General features: G+C 59.3%; 17 protein-coding genes, 2 tRNA genes and 1 pseudogene. 10 read left to right on the forward strand and 10 right to left on the reverse strand.

Features of this window, described 5'->3' with window-relative positions:
- Positions 1 to 132: 132 nt before the first annotated feature.
- Both FHT71_RS29260 and FHT71_RS29265 read right to left on the reverse strand, forming a co-directional pair.
- Positions 133 to 963: a sugar phosphate isomerase/epimerase gene (locus FHT71_RS29260; protein ID WP_183723051.1), complete on the reverse strand. Its 831-nt coding sequence runs from the start codon at positions 961 to 963 to the stop codon at positions 133 to 135.
- Between the two features lie 94 nt (positions 964 to 1,057).
- A complete protein-coding gene (locus FHT71_RS29265; protein WP_183723053.1) occupies positions 1,058 to 2,065 on the reverse strand; it encodes a LacI family DNA-binding transcriptional regulator in 1,008 nt (335 codons plus the stop codon).
- Positions 2,066 to 2,206: 141 nt separating this feature from the next.
- On the opposite strand from FHT71_RS29265, the gene FHT71_RS29270 reads away from it, so the two are divergent.
- The 4 genes from FHT71_RS29270 to FHT71_RS29285 all read left to right on the forward strand — a co-directional run bounded on the left by FHT71_RS29270 (position 2,207) and on the right by FHT71_RS29285 (position 5,447).
- The gene (locus tag FHT71_RS29270) at positions 2,207 to 3,241 is read left to right on the forward strand and encodes a sterol desaturase family protein (protein WP_132595215.1); all 1,035 of its coding nucleotides are present in this window, start codon (positions 2,207 to 2,209) and stop codon (positions 3,239 to 3,241) included.
- Positions 3,242 to 3,420: 179 nt separating this feature from the next.
- The gene (locus FHT71_RS29275; RefSeq protein ID WP_183723054.1) at positions 3,421 to 4,350 is read left to right on the forward strand and encodes a sugar ABC transporter substrate-binding protein; all 930 of its coding nucleotides are present in this window, start codon (positions 3,421 to 3,423) and stop codon (positions 4,348 to 4,350) included.
- 230 nt (positions 4,351 to 4,580) lie between these two features.
- Positions 4,581 to 5,102: a DUF992 domain-containing protein gene (locus FHT71_RS29280; RefSeq protein ID WP_183723056.1), complete on the forward strand. Its 522-nt coding sequence runs from the start codon at positions 4,581 to 4,583 to the stop codon at positions 5,100 to 5,102.
- Positions 5,103 to 5,195: 93 nt separating this feature from the next.
- Positions 5,196 to 5,447 (forward strand): hypothetical protein, encoded by a 252-nt coding sequence (locus FHT71_RS29285; protein WP_183723058.1) that lies wholly within the window; start codon positions 5,196 to 5,198, stop codon positions 5,445 to 5,447.
- A 295-nt stretch (positions 5,448 to 5,742) separates the two neighbouring features.
- Here FHT71_RS29285 and FHT71_RS29290 read toward each other — a convergent pair whose 3' ends face one another.
- The gene (locus FHT71_RS29290) at positions 5,743 to 6,684 is read right to left on the reverse strand and encodes a lytic transglycosylase domain-containing protein (protein ID WP_132595213.1); all 942 of its coding nucleotides are present in this window, start codon (positions 6,682 to 6,684) and stop codon (positions 5,743 to 5,745) included.
- Positions 6,685 to 6,902: 218 nt separating this feature from the next.
- On the opposite strand from FHT71_RS29290, the gene FHT71_RS29295 reads away from it, so the two are divergent.
- The 3 genes from FHT71_RS29295 (at position 6,903) to FHT71_RS29305 (ending at position 10,456) form a co-directional block, all read left to right on the forward strand.
- Positions 6,903 to 7,667 (forward strand): TIM barrel protein, encoded by a 765-nt coding sequence (locus FHT71_RS29295; RefSeq protein ID WP_132595211.1) that lies wholly within the window; start codon positions 6,903 to 6,905, stop codon positions 7,665 to 7,667.
- A gap of 121 nt (positions 7,668 to 7,788) precedes the next feature.
- Entirely contained in the window at positions 7,789 to 9,015 is a 1,227-nt protein-coding gene (locus FHT71_RS29300; protein WP_132595209.1) for an adenylate/guanylate cyclase domain-containing protein, read from the forward strand.
- Positions 9,016 to 9,124: 109 nt separating this feature from the next.
- Positions 9,125 to 10,456 (forward strand): FAD-binding oxidoreductase, encoded by a 1,332-nt coding sequence (locus tag FHT71_RS29305; RefSeq protein WP_183723060.1) that lies wholly within the window; start codon positions 9,125 to 9,127, stop codon positions 10,454 to 10,456.
- A 21-nt stretch (positions 10,457 to 10,477) separates the two neighbouring features.
- On the opposite strand, the pseudogene FHT71_RS29310 reads toward FHT71_RS29305, so the two are convergent.
- From FHT71_RS29310 to gloA, 6 genes and pseudogenes are all read right to left on the reverse strand, one after another.
- Positions 10,478 to 11,035 (reverse strand): annotated as a pseudogene (locus tag FHT71_RS29310) (DAK2 domain-containing protein); the annotation flags it as partial.
- 168 nt (positions 11,036 to 11,203) lie between these two features.
- Positions 11,204 to 11,278: transfer RNA gene (locus FHT71_RS29315), tRNA-Glu, on the reverse strand.
- Positions 11,279 to 11,397: 119 nt separating this feature from the next.
- Complete coding sequence (locus FHT71_RS29320) at positions 11,398 to 11,946, reverse strand: alpha/beta fold hydrolase (RefSeq protein WP_132595205.1); 549 nt, start codon at positions 11,944 to 11,946, stop codon at positions 11,398 to 11,400.
- A 381-nt stretch (positions 11,947 to 12,327) separates the two neighbouring features.
- Positions 12,328 to 12,402, reverse strand: a tRNA-Glu gene (locus FHT71_RS29325).
- A gap of 197 nt (positions 12,403 to 12,599) precedes the next feature.
- On the reverse strand, positions 12,600 to 13,658 hold the full coding sequence (locus FHT71_RS29330; RefSeq protein WP_132595034.1) for a D-Ala-D-Ala carboxypeptidase family metallohydrolase: 1,059 nt from the start codon (positions 13,656 to 13,658) through the stop codon (positions 12,600 to 12,602).
- 156 nt (positions 13,659 to 13,814) lie between these two features.
- Complete coding sequence (gene gloA, locus FHT71_RS29335; protein ID WP_007788571.1) at positions 13,815 to 14,255, reverse strand: lactoylglutathione lyase; 441 nt, start codon at positions 14,253 to 14,255, stop codon at positions 13,815 to 13,817.
- A gap of 195 nt (positions 14,256 to 14,450) precedes the next feature.
- Between gloA and FHT71_RS29340 the strand changes: the two genes are divergently transcribed.
- Both FHT71_RS29340 and FHT71_RS29345 read left to right on the forward strand, forming a co-directional pair.
- On the forward strand, positions 14,451 to 15,029 hold the full coding sequence (locus FHT71_RS29340; protein WP_007535143.1) for a cold-shock protein: 579 nt from the start codon (positions 14,451 to 14,453) through the stop codon (positions 15,027 to 15,029).
- Complete coding sequence (locus FHT71_RS29345; protein ID WP_183723062.1) at positions 15,029 to 15,508, forward strand: DUF192 domain-containing protein; 480 nt, start codon at positions 15,029 to 15,031, stop codon at positions 15,506 to 15,508. The genes FHT71_RS29340 and FHT71_RS29345 overlap by 1 nt, the downstream gene beginning before the upstream one ends.
- A gap of 53 nt (positions 15,509 to 15,561) precedes the next feature.
- Here FHT71_RS29345 and FHT71_RS29350 read toward each other — a convergent pair whose 3' ends face one another.
- Positions 15,562 to 16,200: an outer membrane protein gene (locus FHT71_RS29350; RefSeq protein ID WP_132595038.1), complete on the reverse strand. Its 639-nt coding sequence runs from the start codon at positions 16,198 to 16,200 to the stop codon at positions 15,562 to 15,564.
- Positions 16,201 to 16,959: 759 nt separating this feature from the next.
- Between FHT71_RS29350 and FHT71_RS29355 the strand changes: the two genes are divergently transcribed.
- The gene (locus FHT71_RS29355; RefSeq protein ID WP_183723090.1) at positions 16,960 to 17,898 is read left to right on the forward strand and encodes an MBL fold metallo-hydrolase; all 939 of its coding nucleotides are present in this window, start codon (positions 16,960 to 16,962) and stop codon (positions 17,896 to 17,898) included.
- Positions 17,899 to 18,212 lie beyond the last annotated feature (314 nt).

Genomic DNA, 18,212 nt, shown 5'->3' on the forward strand with positions numbered 1-18,212 from the left:
ACCAGCACCTCGCCGGCCCGTGGCCCCTCCAGCTGAACGGTCATCACTTCAAGCGGCTTGCCAGCCTCAACGGCAACGGCGGCGCGAACGTCCATGTCGAATTCCTCCCAGATTGTTGTTTTCGATCAATTGTCAGGCGGTGCGTGCCCAGAGTTCCTTCACGCGCTGTTTCAGCAGCAGTGCTTCCTCCCACCGGTCGGTAGTGTCCTGCCCGTCGCGGCCGGTGATGGCGTAGGGCTTTGGGCCGAGTTCACAGGTGAAGGCGAGCGTATCATTGGGGCCAGCCCGGCGTCGCCAGCTCCGAAAGCCATACTCCCACCAGTCCATGAAGAGATCGACCCACGGCTGGTGGTGAGGGAACGAGATCTCTATTTGCACCTGTTCTCGCGAGGCGACACGTCCGTGGAAGGACCACGAACTGTCTAGGATGCGATGGATCATGCCATGGTTCTCGGCCGATACCGGCCAGGCAAATTCGCGCCCGACAAGAAAGTGCGACAGATCGCCGAGCAACCGGAGACTGGGAAGTTGATCCAAGAGGTCGAGGGTGAAGAAGAGGTCGGTCGTCATCCGGTCGCGATGGGTCTCGACATAAACCGGAATCTTCGCTTCCTCGCTCAGTCGCTGCCAGCCCTCGAGTAGCGGAAGACAGTCCTCGACGCGGCGAAGCCGGACGTCGGGTTGCAGACAGATATGGGCAACACCATATTCGGCAACGTTCTCCAGCACCGGCTTCAGGTCATCCACACTCTTCGGAAAGCATTGGCCTTCAGCCTTCAAGCCGTGCGGCTTCAGGAGCGAGTGCAAGCGCCTGACGTAGTTCCGGTCGTACCAATGGGCGCTTACCCCATCAAAGCCGGCTTCTGCGATCTGCTCGATGCGTTCTTCAAGCGAGAGTTCAGGCTGGATGGCGCTGCGACGTTCCATAGCCCAAAGCGACTGGAAGACGGATAGGGATTGCATCAGCGCCTCCACAAGTTCAGTTGAGGGCTAAACAGCATGAAATTGCGGTCGTGGCGAGGCGTTCGTTGAGGTGTTTTGATCAAATGCAAAGCGGTTAAACGTTCTGGGCATTGATCGTCATGAAGCGCACGGGATCGGTTATGATCTCGGCTCTGACAATGTCGAGCTTGTGCAGGATCATGTCGACAGCCCGGCGCGCCTGAACCTCGGGCGTCTGGTCGATGCATATGTCCATGAGACCGGACTGCAAATGGCGCTTCTTCTTGTCCGTCAGCTCGTGGCCGACCCAAAAGACATCTTTCTGCTTAGCCCACTGCTGCAGGACGATCGCCACGCCTTCGTCGCCGCCACCTGCCGAATAGACGCCGATGATCTCAGGGTTGTGGCGAAGCGCTTCGCTCAAGAGTTCAGCCGATTGAAGATCGTCGTCATGGCCGAACATGACAAGCCAGAAGGAATGCTCCGGAGAACCTTTCTCGGCGATGTAGTCGGAAAATCCTTTGATGCGCTGGCGGTGATTTGCGTAGGCACCGCTATGACAGAGGGCAACCAGCCTTCCGCCGCGGGAACCAAGCATGCCGGTCATGTAGTAGGCGGCACAACGACCGGCTGCGTAGTCGTCAATGCCGACGAACGGAATATCGGGATCGCAACGGGCAACGATCTGAACCACTTCCACGCCGGCCGCGCTTACCTTGCGGAGACTTGCGCTGACCCTCGGATCGTCGGGTGCGCATATGATCAGCCCGGAGCGCCGGAACGCCGGATTGGCAACGTGACGCGCCATGCCAACAGGATCGCTCTCCTTGACGAAGGTCCGGTGCAGAATGACATTTTTGTCGAGCGACGCGGCGATCCGTTCGAAGGCCTGATTCAGCCGGGCGAAGAAGCTCGTTTCGGGGCGAACGAGGATGACCTCAATGCGGATTGCGCCGCGGTTGAAATGCGACTGGCGTGTCCCGTATTCGAGCTTCTTTGCTGCCCGGATGACCTTCTCGATGGTCTTCTCCGTGACGCCACCGCGGCCATTGATGACACGTTCGACGGTCGCCAGTCCGAGCTTCGCCTCTCGGGCGACATCCTTCAGAGTCACTTTGGACATGTTTGGCTCCTCCTGCCGAGACTATCGGTCAGCGGCAGCATATGAGCACAGTTGCAAAATGAGGAAAACACCTCAAGCAATGTGTGGGCTCCCACCGACTGCTTCGGTATTTTCAGAGCTAATCGATGCGGAGGAGTGGCAATGGACGATACACTTTATGGAAAGCGCAACAAAAGGGGCGATTGGGCGCCGTCCAAACTGCTCACCTACCCACCTGTCTTCGTTTGGCCGGTTCGGCCGATCCGATTTCTGAAGTGGGTCTTTGGCTATCCGGGATATCTAATGCCCTGGAACGTCCTCTATGCCGTCGTCGGGACGGTGCTCTGGCTATACGCGACGCCGTCGTTCGAAACGACGAAGACCTTCTCCATCGGCTGGATCGCGTATCTCCTGGTGCGCAATGCGGCGCTCGTGTTCATGTTTTTCGGAATGTTCCATTTGCGCCTCTATATGCAGCGCAAGCAGGGAACGAACTTCAAGTACAATGCCAAATGGCCGTCGGTCGGCAACGACGCGTTTCTCTTCGGAAATCAGACCATCGACAACGTGATCTGGACCTTCGCTAGCGCGGTCCCGATCTGGACCGCCTTCGAGGCGGTCACGCTCTGGGCATTTGCGAACGGCATTATCCCCTACGTCTCGTTTGCGGATCATCCGGTCTACTGCGGCATCATCATGCTTCTTGTTCCGACGTTTCGGGACCTCCATTTCTACCTCGTGCATCGTCTGATCCACTGGCCGCCGCTCTACCATGCCGTCCACAAGCTGCATCACAACAACGTCAATCCCGGCCCCTGGTCCGGCCTGGCCATGCATCCCGTCGAGCATCTGCTTTATTTCTCGGGCGTGGTGATCCATTGGATCGTGCCGTCCAACCCCGTCCATGCGATGTTTCACCTCGTGCATGCAGGGCTTGCTCCAGCCCCCGGTCATGCCGGCTTCGACAAGATCGTCTTCGGCGAGGACAGCGCGATCGACACCCACGCCTACGACCACTACCTCCATCATAAGTACTTCGAGTGCAACTACGCTGACGGTGTGATCCCCCTCGACAAGTGGTTCGGCACCTTCCACGACGGCTCGGCTGAGGCGCAGGAGCGGATGGACAAGCGGTTCATGGAGCAGGCGCGCCGGCGCCAGGAAAAGAAGGCGCGCGGACAGCAGCAGGCAAGTTGAGAGATCAATCATCCTCCTGAGCTTAGAGCCCGGCGATACGCCGGGCTCTTGCTTTCATAGATGCCGGCGAACCTCTCAAGATGAGGTTTTTTCATCACAATTTTCGCGGACGAGGGAAGCGGGCGCAGCTACCGTCTTGATGCGGACATCGGGTGCCGCACCATCTCTGGGAGGAGAACATGTTTAAACTCTTGAGCGCCAGCGCGCTCGCACTGGTGCTTGCAACTCAAGCTCATGCCGCCGAACGCATTGGCGTTTCAATGGGAACGCTGTCGAACAACTTCCAGACCCTGATCGTCAACGGTATGGACGCCTACGCCAAGTCGATCGGCGTGGAATTGCAGATCGAAGATGCAACGACTGACGTCAACAAGCAGCTGGATCAGGTTCGCAACTTTGCGAGCTGCGGCGTGTCGACGATCATCGTGGATCCTGTCGATTCCGATGGCACTCCCGCGCTCAGCAAGGTTGCCGAAGAGGCCGGCATTCCGCTCATCTACGTGAACGTGCAGCCAACTGATCTGTCGACGCTCGGCAAGCAGCAGGCCTTCGTTGGTTCCAACGAAGTCGAATCCGGGACGCTGCAGACGAAGGAAGTCTGTCGGATGCTCGGCGGCAAGGGAAATGTCGTTATCATGATTGGTGATCTGACCAGCCAGGCCGCCCGTCAGCGGACGCAGGATGTGCATGACGTTATCAAGACGCCCGAATGCAGCGGCCTTAACGTGGTTCAGGAGCAAGTCGGAAGCTGGAGCCGCGTCAACGGTGCCGATCTGGTCTCGAATTGGCTGACCTCGGGTCTCGAATTTGATGCGGTCATCGCCAACAATGACGAAATGGCGCTGGGTGCCATTGCCGCACTCAAGAATTCAGGTGCGTCGACCGACAAGATCCTCGTCGCCGGCATCGACGCCACGCCTGAGGCCCTGCAGGCAATGAAGGTTGGAGACCTGAAGGTCACCGTCTTCCAGGACGCGAAGGGGCAGGGCAAGGGATCGATTGACGCAGCCTTAAAGGCCGTGAGAGGCGAGAAACTGGATCGCGAGGTCTGGATCCCGTTCCAGCTCGTGACCCAGCAGAACATGGCTCAGTTCGAAAATCTCAACTAGCTCGGACTACCTCACGGTCTGAGCACACGGATCACGGCGACGCCTTTGTGCTTCGCCGTGATCGCGCTGTTTGGCGACCAGGTAGGCAGTGTCGTGCCGGTCGCGACGGCGCGGATGCTTCCCGAATAGCTTCATTTAGGCTGCAAGATACGAAGGGCAGCCATGCATCAACGGCATTGGTAAACCGCAGCGATACGCTATCTATCGCCGTGCAATACAAGGAGAAAGTGATGAAGAAGATCGCAACCGTTGTTGCTGCCGCATCCCTGATGCAAGCCTTGGCCTCAAGCGTTGTCGCGGCCGATTTGGCGACCACCTACCAAGCGCCCGAGGCCGACGTGCGTGACGGGGTCAAGATCGGGATACTTACTTGCGATGTCGGTGGTGGCGTCGGTTACGTCCTCGGTTCGGCAAAATCGGTTGATTGCGTCTTCAGCCCGACCTCGGGTAGCGAGGCGCAGGATCGATACACCGGCGCGATCCGTAAGTTGGGCGTCGATGTCGGGTTCACCACGCGCGGCCGGATCGTATGGGAGGTGTTTGCACCGACCACGGGATACCATCGCGGTTCGCTGGGTGGCCTCTATCAAGGCGCATCGGCTGAAGCGACGCTTGTTGCTGGTGTCGGTGCCAACATTCTCGTTGGCGGCACTAGCGGCTCGGTCCAATTGCAGACGCTGAGCGTCACCGGCCAGCTCGGCATCAATGTTGCTGCTACCGGAACGTCCATGACGTTGACGCCGCAAGGCTAACAGTGTCTCGCCGGCAATCGCTCGGCGATCGCGCATAAAGCCGGCCGCATTCTCATGCGGCCAGCTTTTTAAGGGTCGGCATGGGAGGAAACCGTGAGATATGCCGCGATACTCGTTGCAATGGCGCTTGCCGGCTGCAACACAACTGTGCCGCCGCTTGAGCCCATACCTGGAAGCCTGACCTATGGACGCGTCGCGCACTCACCATACCCACCTGGAACGGTGATCAAGAACACGTTCCTGGGAAAATGGGGTTACCGCACGTTCGAGAAATACGTGGTCCAGCCTGATGGAACACTCAAGTTGACCTATCAGCAGACTGCCCCGGATTTCCTGACCGACTGATACTTTCGGTTCGGCGGCCGCTATCGAAGTTTCGGCGGCTTACTGATGCCACTCGGCTGAATATCTTGTTCAGGGGCGTGGCGTTTGAGGAGTTTGTGCAGCTTGCGCTCTTCTGCGGAATCGGCGCCGGTGCGTCTGCCTTGGTTGACGATACTCCGACCCCGCGGCCCCGGATTTCTGATCTGTCTGTTTGATGTGCTGTGCATGGCCTTTCCTCCCGCGGGGGAAACGCACAACTCGCGCCAATGTTCATGGCCGCGCTAGAAAAGTCTTCGCTGCAATATTCGAAACTGTCTCAATTTCGAAAAACGGTACAGGCCGCTCCGGCGGCGCGGACGGTCACGCAGACCTTGTCGGCTTCGGCGCGTGTCTGCCTGCCGATACGGGCTGCGTAGCGCGGCCTGAAGCCGAAGCTGCGGTCACGCACGCGTACGATGACCGGCTCTTCACCCGCGAGCGATGCCGGAAGCTGACGTGCGGCCGCCGAAAACAGGCGAAGGGCGGCTGCGTCGTTGTTATGTGCCGCAAGCTGCGCGCCCCACGGTGCCCACGGCCCCTGTTGAACCGAGGCGGTTTCGGTCAGCCGGCGCTTGCTGGCAAGCTCGATGCAACCATCGATGAAGGGCTTGTCCGAGGTCAGAAATTGCGCGGCCTCATCAGGAGGGTTGTTCTTCCATTGTTCGATCGTATTCGCAGTAATGGCAAGGACGTAGCTGCGCGTCTCGAAGGGCAGCAGGCCTTTATCGAGATAGTCTGCAAGTCCCTGCTCGCCGGCATTGTAGGCTGCGGCCGCAAGGCCGAGATTGCCAAAGCGTGTTCGCAGCTCGTCGAGATATCGTGCTGATTCCTTGAGGGATTCGAGGACATCGAAACTATCCCTCAAGCCGCGCAGCCTGGCCGTATGGGGCATGAACTGTGCGATACCCTGCGCGCCCTTGGGGCTGATGGCGCCCGCCCTGAAGCGGCTCTCCCGCCAGATCAGGCGGGCGAAATATTCCGGCGGTAGGTGGTTTTCCCGCGCGAAGTGATCGATCGCGACGCAGAGATCGCGGCCATATGTTTCGCGTGTGATGCAAAGCCGCTCGCCGGAGTTCGGTACCGCAAGCGAATAGACGCAGACGCGATGCGATGTGGCGGCAGGCGGCTGGGAATGGGCCATCCGTGGAAACGCCAGCAGAAAGCCGGCTACCACCATTACGATGCCTGCTTTGCCAAACGATACGCCCACAGCAGCCATCGTCCCTCTGCCGCAAATCCTGTCTTCTACGTCGAGCCGGAAAAGATACGCCCGTCAATGATGACGGGCGTAGTTGGGAGATTAATACGCACCTGCACGTTAGCAATGCTGAATATGACGTCAAGACAGAAACGGAGCATGGAAGGTTTTTGCCATATGCCTGTCGCCGCTGCTCGACTATTGTCAGGAAGAAAAGCTCCCGATTGAGCGAGGCCGCCATGAGACTTTCCGCTTGCATCGAATGGCTGTTCGCAGCCGAAGCCGACAACTTTGCGGACAGGATCCGGCTTGCGCATGCACATGGCGCGGAGGCCGTCGAATTCTGGAAGTGGACGAACAAGGATATCGGCAGCATCGAGTGGGCGCTGACGGAAACCGGTATAGAACTCAGTAGTTTTGTTGCAGAACCGATGATTGCCCTTACCGATCGCGCCAATAAGGACGCGTTCCTGAAAGGCTTGAAAGGTTCCGTGGAAATGGCCAGGCGCCTCGGTGCCCACACGTTGATTGCGCAGGCGGGCGATGACCTTCCCGGCAAGTCTCGCGAAGAGCAGAAGGCGGCGCTGGTCGAAACCCTGACCGCCGCTGGCGAGATTCTCGAGGGCAGCGGGGTCCGCCTTGGTCTCGAGCCACTCAACACGTTGATCGATCACGTTGGCTATTTCCTTCATTCAACGGTCGAAGGCATCGAGATCGTAAAGGCGACGAGCCGTCCGGAGATCGGCATCGTTTACGATGTCTATCATTCCGCCGTCATGGGAGAGGACACGGCCGAGGTGATTGGCGGCAACATCGACCGGGTTTTCCACATCCATATCGCCGATCATCCCGGACGGAACGAGCCGGGCAGCGGCGATATCGACCTTAAGCGGCGCGTCGATTGGCTCGTCGAACATGGCTACGGTGGTGCGATCGGGCTGGAATATCGGCCGTTGGCGGCGAGCGCCGCGACGATTGCAGAGACCCGGCGTATGCTCGGCTAAAAGCAGCACGAATCATACTCGGATGGTCTCGGCTATTTCAATCTGACGTGTCGTGCACCATCTAGTGGATGAGTAATGTCTTCCCTCAATCGGGAAGCGACTGTGTTTGTGGAGCGTAGCCATGCAATCCCTTTCCGACGTGCCTTTGTATTTCATGGACCAGAGCGAAGGCGTGTGGCCCTCGCGTCGGCGAAAGATCATTGATTGGCTGGTCACTGAAACGCGCGACGAGCGCTTCATCGACAACATATTCGTGCAAATGTGCCAGCGGCTGCGGGACGAGGGTGTACCCGTCGCGCGCGCATCGTTGCACTTCAGGACGCTCCATCCGCAATGGCTCGGAGCACGTATTCTTTGGAAAACCGGTTTGGCCGAGGCCAAGATCGACACATTCGGTTACGGTGTCGAGAACACACCGCAGTTCCGCAACAGCCCCGTGAACGAGATCTTCAGCGGTGCGACTGAAGTCCGCAAAAACCTCGAGACGATGCGCGACGGCGACGGCCACCATCAGTTCTATGACGAACTGATACGTGACGGGCTCACAGAGTATATCGCCTGGCCAATGGAACACACGCTTGGCAAACGGCATATTGCGACCTTTTCCAGCGATCGGCCCGGCGGCTTTGCAGAGGAACATATCGCCTTCCTCAAGGACATTTTGCCTGCCTTGACGCTTGTCACCGAGATTCGCATCAAAAACATTCTCGCGCGGACTTTGCTGGAAACCTACGTTGGTCCCCATGCCAGCGGACAGATCCTTGCCGGGGCGACGACACGCGGCAGCGGTACGACCGTCGGTGCGGCAATCCTGATCTGTGACCTACGCGATTTCACGACGATCTCGGATCAGTGGCCTCGCGACGACGTGATCGACTTGCTCAACGGCTATTTCGACGCGATGTCGGAGCCGATCGAAAAACATGGCGGCGAGATCCTCAAGTTCATGGGCGACGGCATGCTGGCGATCTTCCCGCTGGCCGATCCGATGGCCTGCAGGAACCTGCTGGCGGCGATCAAGGAGGCAGCGGGCGCTGTTGCCGCCCTGAACGAGCAGAATGGGCGTGATGGTCGCGAGGTCCTGCGCTACGGCATCGGCGTGCATGTTGGGGACGTGATGTATGGCAACATCGGCTCGCGCCGGCGGCTCGACTTTACGGTCATAGGACCCGCGGTCAACGTCGCCTCGCGCCTGGAAAGCTTGACGAAGGAGATCAAGCGTCCGGTACTCTTCTCCAGAGCCTTCGTCGAGATGGCGACGTGTGAGGAGGGCATGGAAAGCCTCGGCTCGTTCCCCCTCAGGGGATTGGGCGAGCCCGTCGATGTCTTTGCCTTCAAGCAATCCTAAGAGTGGCAGGTATCTGACAAAAGCGTGGGCAGGGTTTCTAAACGCGTGGCGGGGTTGTAGGGCTACCATAGTCGAACGATCTTGAAGCCCTGCCAGGAGACAATCCCTCATGCCCGGTCCGTATGTCGTTCCCGTCCATGGTGACGAGGAACTTCCGAAAGAGTGCGACGTCGTGGTGATCGGCGGCGGCATTATCGGTTGCTCTACGGCGCTGGAGCTCGCCGAACGTGGCTTGCGCGTCACGCTCTGCGAGAAGGGCGGGATCGGAAAGGAACAGTCGAGCCGAAACTGGGGCTGGGTGCGGATTTCGATGCGTGATCCGCGCGAGGTGCCGCTGATGGCCGAGGCGCTGAGAATTTGGGATGGCCTCGACAAGCGCACGGGGCGCGATGCGGGATTCAAGCGCGCCGGCATCATCTTCATCTGCGCCAACGAGAAGGAACAGGCCGACCACGAACGCTGGCGCACCAATCTGGACGGCTACGAGATCGAATCCCGCATGCTGACGGCGCGGGAATTCGCCGAGACTGTTCCCGAATCCAGGCTGGACATCGCCGGAGCCCTCTACACTCCGGCTGACGGCCGGGCGGAGCCGCAGAAGGCGGCACCGGCGATCGCCGAAGCGGCGCGCGATAAGGGAGCGACCATTCTGACGGAATGCGCCGTACGCGGCATCGAGACCGCGGCAGGCGCCGTCAGCGGCGTAGTGACGGAGCGTGGTGCGATCGCCTGCAAGGCTGTGGTTCTGGCTGGCGGGGCCTGGTCCAGCCTGTTTGCCGGTCGGTTCGGCATCGACCTGCCGCAGCTCAAGGTGCTGAACAGCGTGATGCGCATAAAGCCGCTGGAGGGTGGCCCGGAACAGACCATCTGGGCGAAGGATTTCGCGATCCGCAAGCGACAGGACGGTGGTTATACCGTCGCCTGCGGACACGACAACATCGTCGATATCGTGCCAGCCTCGTTCCGCTATGCTTCAGCGTTTCTGCCGGCCTTGAGGTCGGAGTGGAAGTCGCTTTCCTTCCGCCTTGCTGGCCGCTACTTCGACGAGTTGCGTATTCCGCGGCGCTGGTCGATGGATGACGCAAGTCCGTTCGAGTATCACCGGGTTCTCGATCCAGTGCCCTCGAAGAAGTTGACGCAGGATGCACTCGGAGGCCTGAAGAGGGCGTTTCCGATGTTCGAGAAGGTGGAAATCGCGCAGCGTTGGGGCGGCTACATCGATGTTACGCCGGATGCCGTGCCTGTCATCTCGGCGGTCGACGCCATTCCCGGCTTCCACATTGCTACCGGGTTTTCCGGGCATGGCTTCGGAATTGGGCCGGCAGCTGGACGATTGATGGCTGACATCGTCACGGGCAGGGCGCCTGTCGTGGACGCGAGCGCGTTCCGACTCTCGCGCTTCACTGACGGCTCGAAGGTAGAACTGATCAGCGGCTTCTGATTGCACGGAGGTCCGCCCTGTTTATATCAACGTTGCCGCCACCTCGAATACGTTTGCCACAGCGACAGCTCCCGGATCCGGCACGCCCTCCAGATCCTTCTCGCCGACGTAAGAGGCGCGGCCCGCCTTTGCCTTTCGCATTGCCTTTGTCGACTCGGCACCGGCTGCCGCAACCTTTGCCGCTCCGGCGACATTACCTGATGTTAAAACAGCAAGCGCCGGAGCCAGTGCGTCGACCATTGTACGGTCGCCGACACTGGCTCCGCCATAGAACGTCATCCGATCGAGCCCGGCAAGCAGGGCGGCAGCGATATCAGCCTTTTCCGCCATGGCCTTGGATGCGGCCGTGAAGAAGATCGAGAGCAGCACGCCGCTGGAGCCGCCCATGCTGGTGCTCAGGATCTCACCGGCCGAGGCCATCAAGGCGGCGGGATCCTTCAGCGGCAGCGTGTCGATGCGCGAAAGAATACTGCGCGCTCCTGTCGCCACGGTGGAGCCCGTATCGCCATCGCCAACGCGGCTATCCAGGCGGTTCAGCTCGCTCTCGAGCGAAATCAGATGCTCGCAAAGCGTCGTCAGAAAACGGTGGGTCTGCTTGTCGTCGCGTCGAAATAGAGCGGATTATGCAGGTTAGGCTGATTTTTATGACCTAGACGGATCGCGAGGTATGATCGGCAAACATGACGAGTGTGATCGCGCCAGTGGCGCGTACGTGCCATCCTGCGTGCAATCCACAATCGAGAGGTCTGGTACGCCCTAGGGGAATCGAACCCCTCTTTACAGAATGAGAATCTGTTGTCCTAACCGATAGACGAAGGGCGCATCAGGCAAAGAAATAGGAACGAACAGGCAGTTCGACAAGACGTTCGAGCTTTGTGAAAGCGGAGATGGCGACGACTTGTTTGGTCTTGCTTGGCCGGGCGCGAACCGATGCCCTCAGCTTAGTACAGTGAACGGATGTCCCGCGCGACGTCGCTCAAATCATTGTTGAACTGGTGATCCTTGCGTTCGAACATCCGAACCACGGCGTGCGGAATCGCTTTCGCATAGAGATGAACATGCGTAGCGGGCACCTCCGCGTCGTCAATGCTATGATAGAGATAGAGGGGAATGCCGGGCGAAGGGCGTTCTGAGACGTCGCCGCAGTCACCCATGTCGTCGCTTGGCCATCCGCCTTCACCGAAGAACGGCGCAGCGATGACAAACAACCCACCGAATCTCAGCTTCGGCTGCTTGGCAAGCGCATGGATCAAAATGGTGCCGCCGAACGAGTGACCTACGAGAATTGCCTCGTCCCCCAGCGAGTCGAACTCTTTCGCCAAGGCAGCCTTCCAGACTGAGTAGCTAGGATCGTCTTCACCGGGCATTCTGGGATAGCGGATGGCATAGCTTTTGCCGAGCTCGCGCGCGAGGCTCGCCACGAGCTTGTTGTCCCAGTGGTCGTGGACGCCTTCGCCTGCTCCTTGAACGAAGAGGACCTGCTTAGCCATTGCGCCATTTTATTCGACGGACACTGACGGACGCAAGGCTGGGCTATGAGACTCCGAAAGAGCGCGGGAATACTCAGCAACGGGGAAACGTCGTCAACGCCGCAGCGGTCGCTCGACAACGTGCTCTTCTAGATGCCATCAACTCGGGACGCGTGCCACCCCTTGCGGACGGAGGCGTGATTGGCAGCGGGAGCCTTGTTATTCCCTCGGGACCGGGCTCCGCTACGTGGCAGACATCAACCAGAAGAAGCTGGCTAAGGGTGCCATGGGCAAGGTGAAGTGACCATGAGAACGGACGAAAACGAAAATCTGCTAGCAGGGAAACGGCGCTAGCAAATGCCGCTCATAAGGTATTGAAAACATTGAATGGAGAATTTGAAGTGGCACGCCCTAGGGGAGTCGAACCCCTCTTCCCAGAATGAAAATCTGGTGTCCTAACCGATAGACGAAGGGCGCTTCCTTCGCGGTGGCGCCCTTATAGTCAGGCACTTTAAATCCCGCAAGCGGCAAATTCGATTTTTTTCATAATAATCGCAGGAATTTTATGCGGGTGCGAAATGCCGTTTATTGCAGCCGAATCAAAATACTATTGGTCGGTGTTCGCAATTCATCCAGCGAACTTACGTAGCGTTGTGAACGCCTGAACAGCAGCGTCACAGGGCGTGCGCGATGGTCGCCGGAGCAGTCCTGCCTCCACAACCCCAGTTCCAATCCCGGTTCTTTCCGGTGTCGAGGTGGACAGAGTCGGTATGGCAGTAGGTGCCGACACCGCCGCGATCCGGCAGCGAGCGGATATAGCTTGCGATATCCCATTTCGACACGCCGTCGATCTGAATGTCGGCCGCGTCACAGGTCTTGTGCATGGATTCTTCGGCGCCGCCGACCATGCGGTTGTGGTCCGGGTCGCGGTAGCCCGAGGTGACGACGACCGGTTTGCCGAAATGCGTTTCGACCGCCTTGATCACGTTCAGCAAGTTCGGCTTGAAGCAGCCGACTTCCACTTTGTCGTTTTGAAGATGCAGGCCGTTGGGCGCAATCCGCGTCATGCCGGGCAGGGAGGCTTTTTGCAGCAATCCGGAAAGACTGCCGAGCAAGTTTTGCCTGGGCGCGCTGTAGAGCGCATTCATCGTCTGGCCTGCCAGGGCTCCCGTCGAGAATGAGGCGCTCTGCGTCGGGGCGCTCGTGTTCTGTGAGGATTGCTGTGGCAATAGCGGCTGGCCCTGCTGTGTTTGCTGGGACTGATCGACCGGAACCTGGCTGCTATACACGCTCGAGCGCGTGGGGCTGACACCAACCGGCGCGTAGGCGCTACCACCGGCCGGCTGCAGTTGGGTCGAGGTCGGATTGTTCTGCGGCAGCGTGCGTACCGAAAAGATGCTCATCGCCTGCGCATTGATGCCGGTTGATTGCATTGCCAAGCCGCCGATATTGGCGGGAGCAGAAACGGCCGATCCTGCTGCCATAGGCTGCGCGTTCAGAGCCTGCGCAGGCTGAGAGCCCGATACATTCGCCACCATGGGATCGCGATAGCCGGGTTGGGCAGGCGTGGTTGCGGCGGCTTGCTGCGCCACTGCTGCCGGTTCGACTGGGGCGACGACGGCCGCGGCATCGGCAGCCTTCTTGTCCGACATGCAGCCGGTGAGCAGCAGCGTCGCCGATGTTGCGATCAGCAGGGCAGGTCCGAAAGGTAACCGCTTTTCAACAGCGAGCACGCGAGCATTCTCCAGAGGATGGCGCAAGCCGCGCCAAAATCGCGTCGTTCGCCTTGAGTCGGCTGGAGAGTGCCTGCGCCATTAGCCTGCGGCAAGCGCGATGCGGACACGCAGGTCCGAAATCGCAAAAGCCGCAAGCCTCGCAAAAGCCTCGGCTTACCAGGCGCCGGTATTGCCCATCGAAGCCCAAGGTTCGGCCGTCGGGAGGCTGCCACCTTTCTGCAGAATCTCGATCGAGATACCGTCCGGCGAGCGCACGAAGGCCATGTGGCCGTCGCGCGGCGGCCGGTTGATCGTGATGCCGCTGTCCATGAGCTTCTGGCAGATGGCATAGATGTCGTCGACCTCATAGGCGAGATGACCGAAATTGCGCCCGCCTGTATAGTCTTCGGTATCCCAGTTGTAGGTCAATTCCAGGCAGGGCGCGCCCTTGGCGCCGGCCTCGGCCTTGTCGCCGGGAGCTGCAAGAAAGACGAGAGTGAAGCGGCCCTTCTCGTTCTCTGTGCGCCTGACTTCTTCGAGGCCGAAGAGCGTGGTGTAAAAATGCAGGGAGGCGTCCAGATCTTTCACGCGGACCATGGTGTGGAGATAACGCATTCTATTTCCTCTCTAATGCGGGGCGTTGGATTCTTATGTGGCGGAACACCAGCTTCGGGCAAGACAGCGGGGTATGATCGGCAATTGGGAATAATCGAAAAGTAGGACTTGCGCTAATCCGTTACCAACATGTTAATCTTGATCTCAAGAATCAGTTAACCGTAACAGTGTGACGCGTATTGAGGGGCTGGCGACATGGCTGACAGGATTTCATCGAAGGAATTCACCGACCTCGATCAACTCGCGGGGGAAGCGGTCGACCTCATTGAAATCACTGGCGTCGTCAAGTGGTTCGACGTGGCCAAGGGCTTCGGTTTCATCGTCCCGGACAACGGCATGCAGGATGTCCTTCTTCATGTGACCTGCCTGCGCCGAGACGGCTACCAGACAATTCTCGAAGGTACACGGATCGTCGCGCTGATCCAGCGCCGTGAACGCGGCTATCAGGCATTCAAGATTCTCTCCATGGATCAGTCGACGGCCGTACATCCTTCGATGCTGCCGCCGGTTCGCACGCATGTGCAGGTGACGGCGACGAGCGGGCTTGAGCGCGCGCTGGTCAAGTGGTTCAACCGCACCAAGGGCTTCGGCTTCCTGACGCGCGGCGAAGGCACGGAAGACATTTTCGTCCACATGGAAACGTTGCGCCGGTTCGGTCTCACCGAGTTGCGCCCGGGTCAGGTTGTGCTCGTGCGTTACGGCGATGGCGACAAGGGCTTGATGGCTGCCGAGATCCATCCAGACGTGCCGAGCCCGGTGAGCCGCGCGCACTGATGCGTATGCCCGCCCATTGGATCAGAAGCGCCCTTGCGGCGCTTTTTTTCATCATTGCCCGTCCGGCTCTTTCCCAAGAGCCGATGACCTTTGACAAGGAACCGTTGATCATTCAGACGGCTTCCGGCAAGCGACTGAACTTCATCGTCGAGATCGCCGAAACGAACGAACAGCGCCAGCGTGGCCTCATGTATCGCAAGGAGATGGCCGAAGACGCCGGCATGATCTTCGATTTCGGCGTTTCGCGGCGGGTGCAGATGTGGATGGACAACACCATCCTGCCGCTCGATATGCTGTTTGTCGATTCGACGGGCACGGTCCGCAGCATAAAGCAGAACGCGGTGCCGTACTCACGAGACATCATCGATTCGATGACGGAGGTGAAGTTCGTGATCGAACTCAATGCCGGCGTGACAGCCAAGCTCGGCATTAAGCCCGGCGACAAGGCGATGAGCGCAACGACCACAAGGAAGAAGTAGAAGGCGCCCATCGGAGCGCCTGTTCTTTGCCGTCTCTGCAGCCTGGGTGGCGGCTAGAACTTGACGCCGATGCCCGCCGAAACGATTTGCTCGTCGAGATCGACGTCGGTTCCCTGGATCTCTTCGTCGCTGTAATCGTTGTAGCGATATTCTGCCCGACCGAAGAGGTTGTCGGTAAAGGCGTAGTCGAGGCCTGCACCGACCGTCCAGCCGTTGAAGGTCTTGTCCGCATCGCCGGCAGGCGTATCGATGGTGGCACGCGTGGTGGCCCAGCCCGCTGTGGCGAAGATCAGGGCGCGGTCGACGGCATAGCCGACGTGGCCGACGACTGAGCCGGAGAGATCTGTACCTGCCTCTGTTGGCGTGCCAAAGACAATCAGATCCTTCTTGTTCCAATTGTAGGAAAGATCGCCCTCAATACCGACGACGATGGTATCCATCTGATAGTTCGCGCCGACGAAGCCGCCGACCAGGCCGCCGTTGAAATCCTCGGAAGAACTGGCGCCGGGTATGCTGAAATCGCTGCTCAGGAAACCTATGCCGCCGCGCAGGCCAGCATAGGGTCCGGTCCAGCTGAAAACTGGGGCAGGTGCAACGGGCATCTCTGGGACATCGAGTGCAAGGTCCGCGGCGCAAACCGGCAGGGCAAGTGCGGTCACGACGAGAGTGAGTGAAATCCGCAAGAACGACATACTGAGACTCCCCGTAGAGTTAACAAAGTGCAGCTGAATATGGTGAATGATACCTTATGCCGCCTTAACAACGGGTTTCTGCGCAATTTTCGCGCGTTAGTACCATTGCTGCTCCGGAGCGAGCCAAGAACATGTGCTTTAGCGGGGGGAGGCAAAAAGCCGCAGCAATTCTCGCTCGGAGGCCAGGCCGCGATCGTTAGTCATGCCGTGAATTTAGGGAAAAATGGTCGGAGTGGAGAGATTCGAAATTGAAAAATATAAATTAAAGCAATAAGTTAATGGAATTTTTGTAACGTTGTGACGGTCGTCGTTTTGTACGCCGTTCCACTTATCCACAGGGCGGCGTTGACTGACCGGGCAGGCTGAGGGTGATGCTCTCGATCACAGCGCCGGTCTCTTTCGAGCTTTCCGCAAGCGCTCTCTGAGCGGCGGCAAATGACGACGCGCAGAAGTTGGCGAAGGGCCTGCACGCGGTCCTTGATAACGTTGCCGTCAAGAAGAGCTAATTAGTCTTGCCCAGCGCCTGCGGCTAGCGGCCAATCCCAAACCTAAGTTTGGATTACAGGCGTTTGAGGGTGGTTGTAGGGTTGCTGGAGCCGCCACCAAGGAGCGCTCGAAAGTGACACTTTCAGAAACATAGGTTCGAGCGCCGGATCCATGACGGTATGTGACATCCGCGTCCTACCGGGTGGAGAGTGACAGGCTAGTCTTCACGCAAAACAGGAGCGCGTCATGTCGCAGGCCGAAACAACACCCCGTATGAATCCGCAGCAGACAAATAGCAGCTTGGAAAACACCTTTCATCTGGGCAAGCCAGGAACTGGCGAGTTGGTTCCATCGCGCTACGCGCTGCGGATCGGCGAAATCGATGTCCTGGTGGTCAGCGACGGGGTGCTGCCGCTGCCAACCAAGATGTTGGGACACAATGCCGACGCCGCGGACCGGGCCGCCTGGCTGGACGACATGTTCCTGCCGCCGGACGCTTATGATTGGGCGCTGAACGTGGTCGTGGTGCGCAGCGGCGAGCAGACCATACTCATCGACGCTGGGCTAGGGTTGGACCCGGACCTGAACTTGCCGCGGGCCGGGCAGTTGATCAAGCGGCTGGAGGCAGCCGGCATCGATCTTGCGTCCGTGACCGACGTGGTGCTTACCCACATGCACATGGACCACATTGGCGGGCTGCTCATCGACGGGGTGAAGGACAGCCTGCGTCCGGACCTGCGCATCCACGTGGCGGCCGCCGAAATCAAGTTCTGGGAGGCTCCCGATTTTTCTCACGTCTCCATGCCGCCGGGGTTCCCGGACGCGCTTCGGGCGGCCGCCAAGCAGTTCTCGAAGGAGTACCGTGGTCAGCTACGGCTATTCGATGAGGAACACGAGGTGGCACCGGGGGTAGTCGTCCATCGCACCGGCGGCCACACTCCAGGGCACAGCGTCGTCCGCCTGGCGTCCGGCGGCGAACGACTGACCTTCGCCGGCGACGCCGTGTTCGCGGTCGGGTTCGAACACCCCGACTGGTACAACGGCTTCGAACATGACCCCGAGGAGGCAGCCCGCGTCCGGGTGCGTCTCTTGCGGGAGTTGGCGGCGAACAGTGAACTGCTGGTGGCCACTCATCTACCGTTTCCGTCCGTCGGCCATGTGGCGGTCACCGGTGACCACTTTCGTTGGGTGCCAGTCTTCTGGGACTACTGACCGCTTGCTGGGTTAGGGCCGAACTAGACGACTGCATGCGTTTGAACAACCATTCGATCGCTGCCTCATCGCCTGTATCCTCGCCGACTTAGACCTCGGTTTTCAGTACCGCTAGCAGGTCGGATCATCTCGCGCCCGCGCCGCGCCGGCTTGTTCTCCGGCAGCGCGGGTGCATCTGTTCGAGATCAGCCAGCCTTTAGACGACGGCCCTTTTCATCAGTCTGGTTCGGCCTCGCGCCCAAATTCGTCCGAGCCCGTGATCAACGAAAATCAAAAAGTGGCGCGCGTCCTCAACCTCGGCCGAGCAGAAGAGA

This window comes from Rhizobium sp. BK060 (genome assembly GCF_014193145.1).
Classification (GTDB): Bacteria; Pseudomonadota; Alphaproteobacteria; order Rhizobiales; family Rhizobiaceae; genus Rhizobium.

Excerpts from the sequence above, each read along its gene's own strand:
- FHT71_RS29260 (WP_183723051.1), bottom strand. The coding sequence starts at position 963 with ATGCAATCCCTATCCGTCTTCCAGTCGCTTTGGGCTATGGAACGTCGC.
- FHT71_RS29265 (WP_183723053.1), bottom strand. The coding sequence starts at position 2,065 with ATGTCCAAAGTGACTCTGAAGGATGTCGCCCGAGAGGCGAAGCTCGGA.
- FHT71_RS29270 (WP_132595215.1), top strand. The coding sequence starts at position 2,207 with ATGGACGATACACTTTATGGAAAGCGCAACAAAAGGGGCGATTGGGCG.
- FHT71_RS29275 (WP_183723054.1), top strand. The coding sequence starts at position 3,421 with ATGTTTAAACTCTTGAGCGCCAGCGCGCTCGCACTGGTGCTTGCAACT.
- FHT71_RS29280 (WP_183723056.1), top strand. The coding sequence starts at position 4,581 with ATGAAGAAGATCGCAACCGTTGTTGCTGCCGCATCCCTGATGCAAGCC.
- FHT71_RS29290 (WP_132595213.1), bottom strand. The coding sequence starts at position 6,684 with ATGGCTGCTGTGGGCGTATCGTTTGGCAAAGCAGGCATCGTAATGGTG.
- FHT71_RS29295 (WP_132595211.1), top strand. The coding sequence starts at position 6,903 with ATGAGACTTTCCGCTTGCATCGAATGGCTGTTCGCAGCCGAAGCCGAC.
- FHT71_RS29300 (WP_132595209.1), top strand. The coding sequence starts at position 7,789 with ATGCAATCCCTTTCCGACGTGCCTTTGTATTTCATGGACCAGAGCGAA.
- FHT71_RS29305 (WP_183723060.1), top strand. The coding sequence starts at position 9,125 with ATGCCCGGTCCGTATGTCGTTCCCGTCCATGGTGACGAGGAACTTCCG.
- FHT71_RS29320 (WP_132595205.1), bottom strand. The coding sequence starts at position 11,946 with ATGGCTAAGCAGGTCCTCTTCGTTCAAGGAGCAGGCGAAGGCGTCCAC.
- gloA (WP_007788571.1), bottom strand. The coding sequence starts at position 14,255 with ATGCGTTATCTCCACACCATGGTCCGCGTGAAAGATCTGGACGCCTCC.
- FHT71_RS29340 (WP_007535143.1), top strand. The coding sequence starts at position 14,451 with ATGGCTGACAGGATTTCATCGAAGGAATTCACCGACCTCGATCAACTC.
- FHT71_RS29345 (WP_183723062.1), top strand. The coding sequence starts at position 15,029 with ATGCGTATGCCCGCCCATTGGATCAGAAGCGCCCTTGCGGCGCTTTTT.
- FHT71_RS29350 (WP_132595038.1), bottom strand. The coding sequence starts at position 16,200 with ATGTCGTTCTTGCGGATTTCACTCACTCTCGTCGTGACCGCACTTGCC.
- FHT71_RS29355 (WP_183723090.1), top strand. The coding sequence starts at position 16,960 with ATGAATCCGCAGCAGACAAATAGCAGCTTGGAAAACACCTTTCATCTG.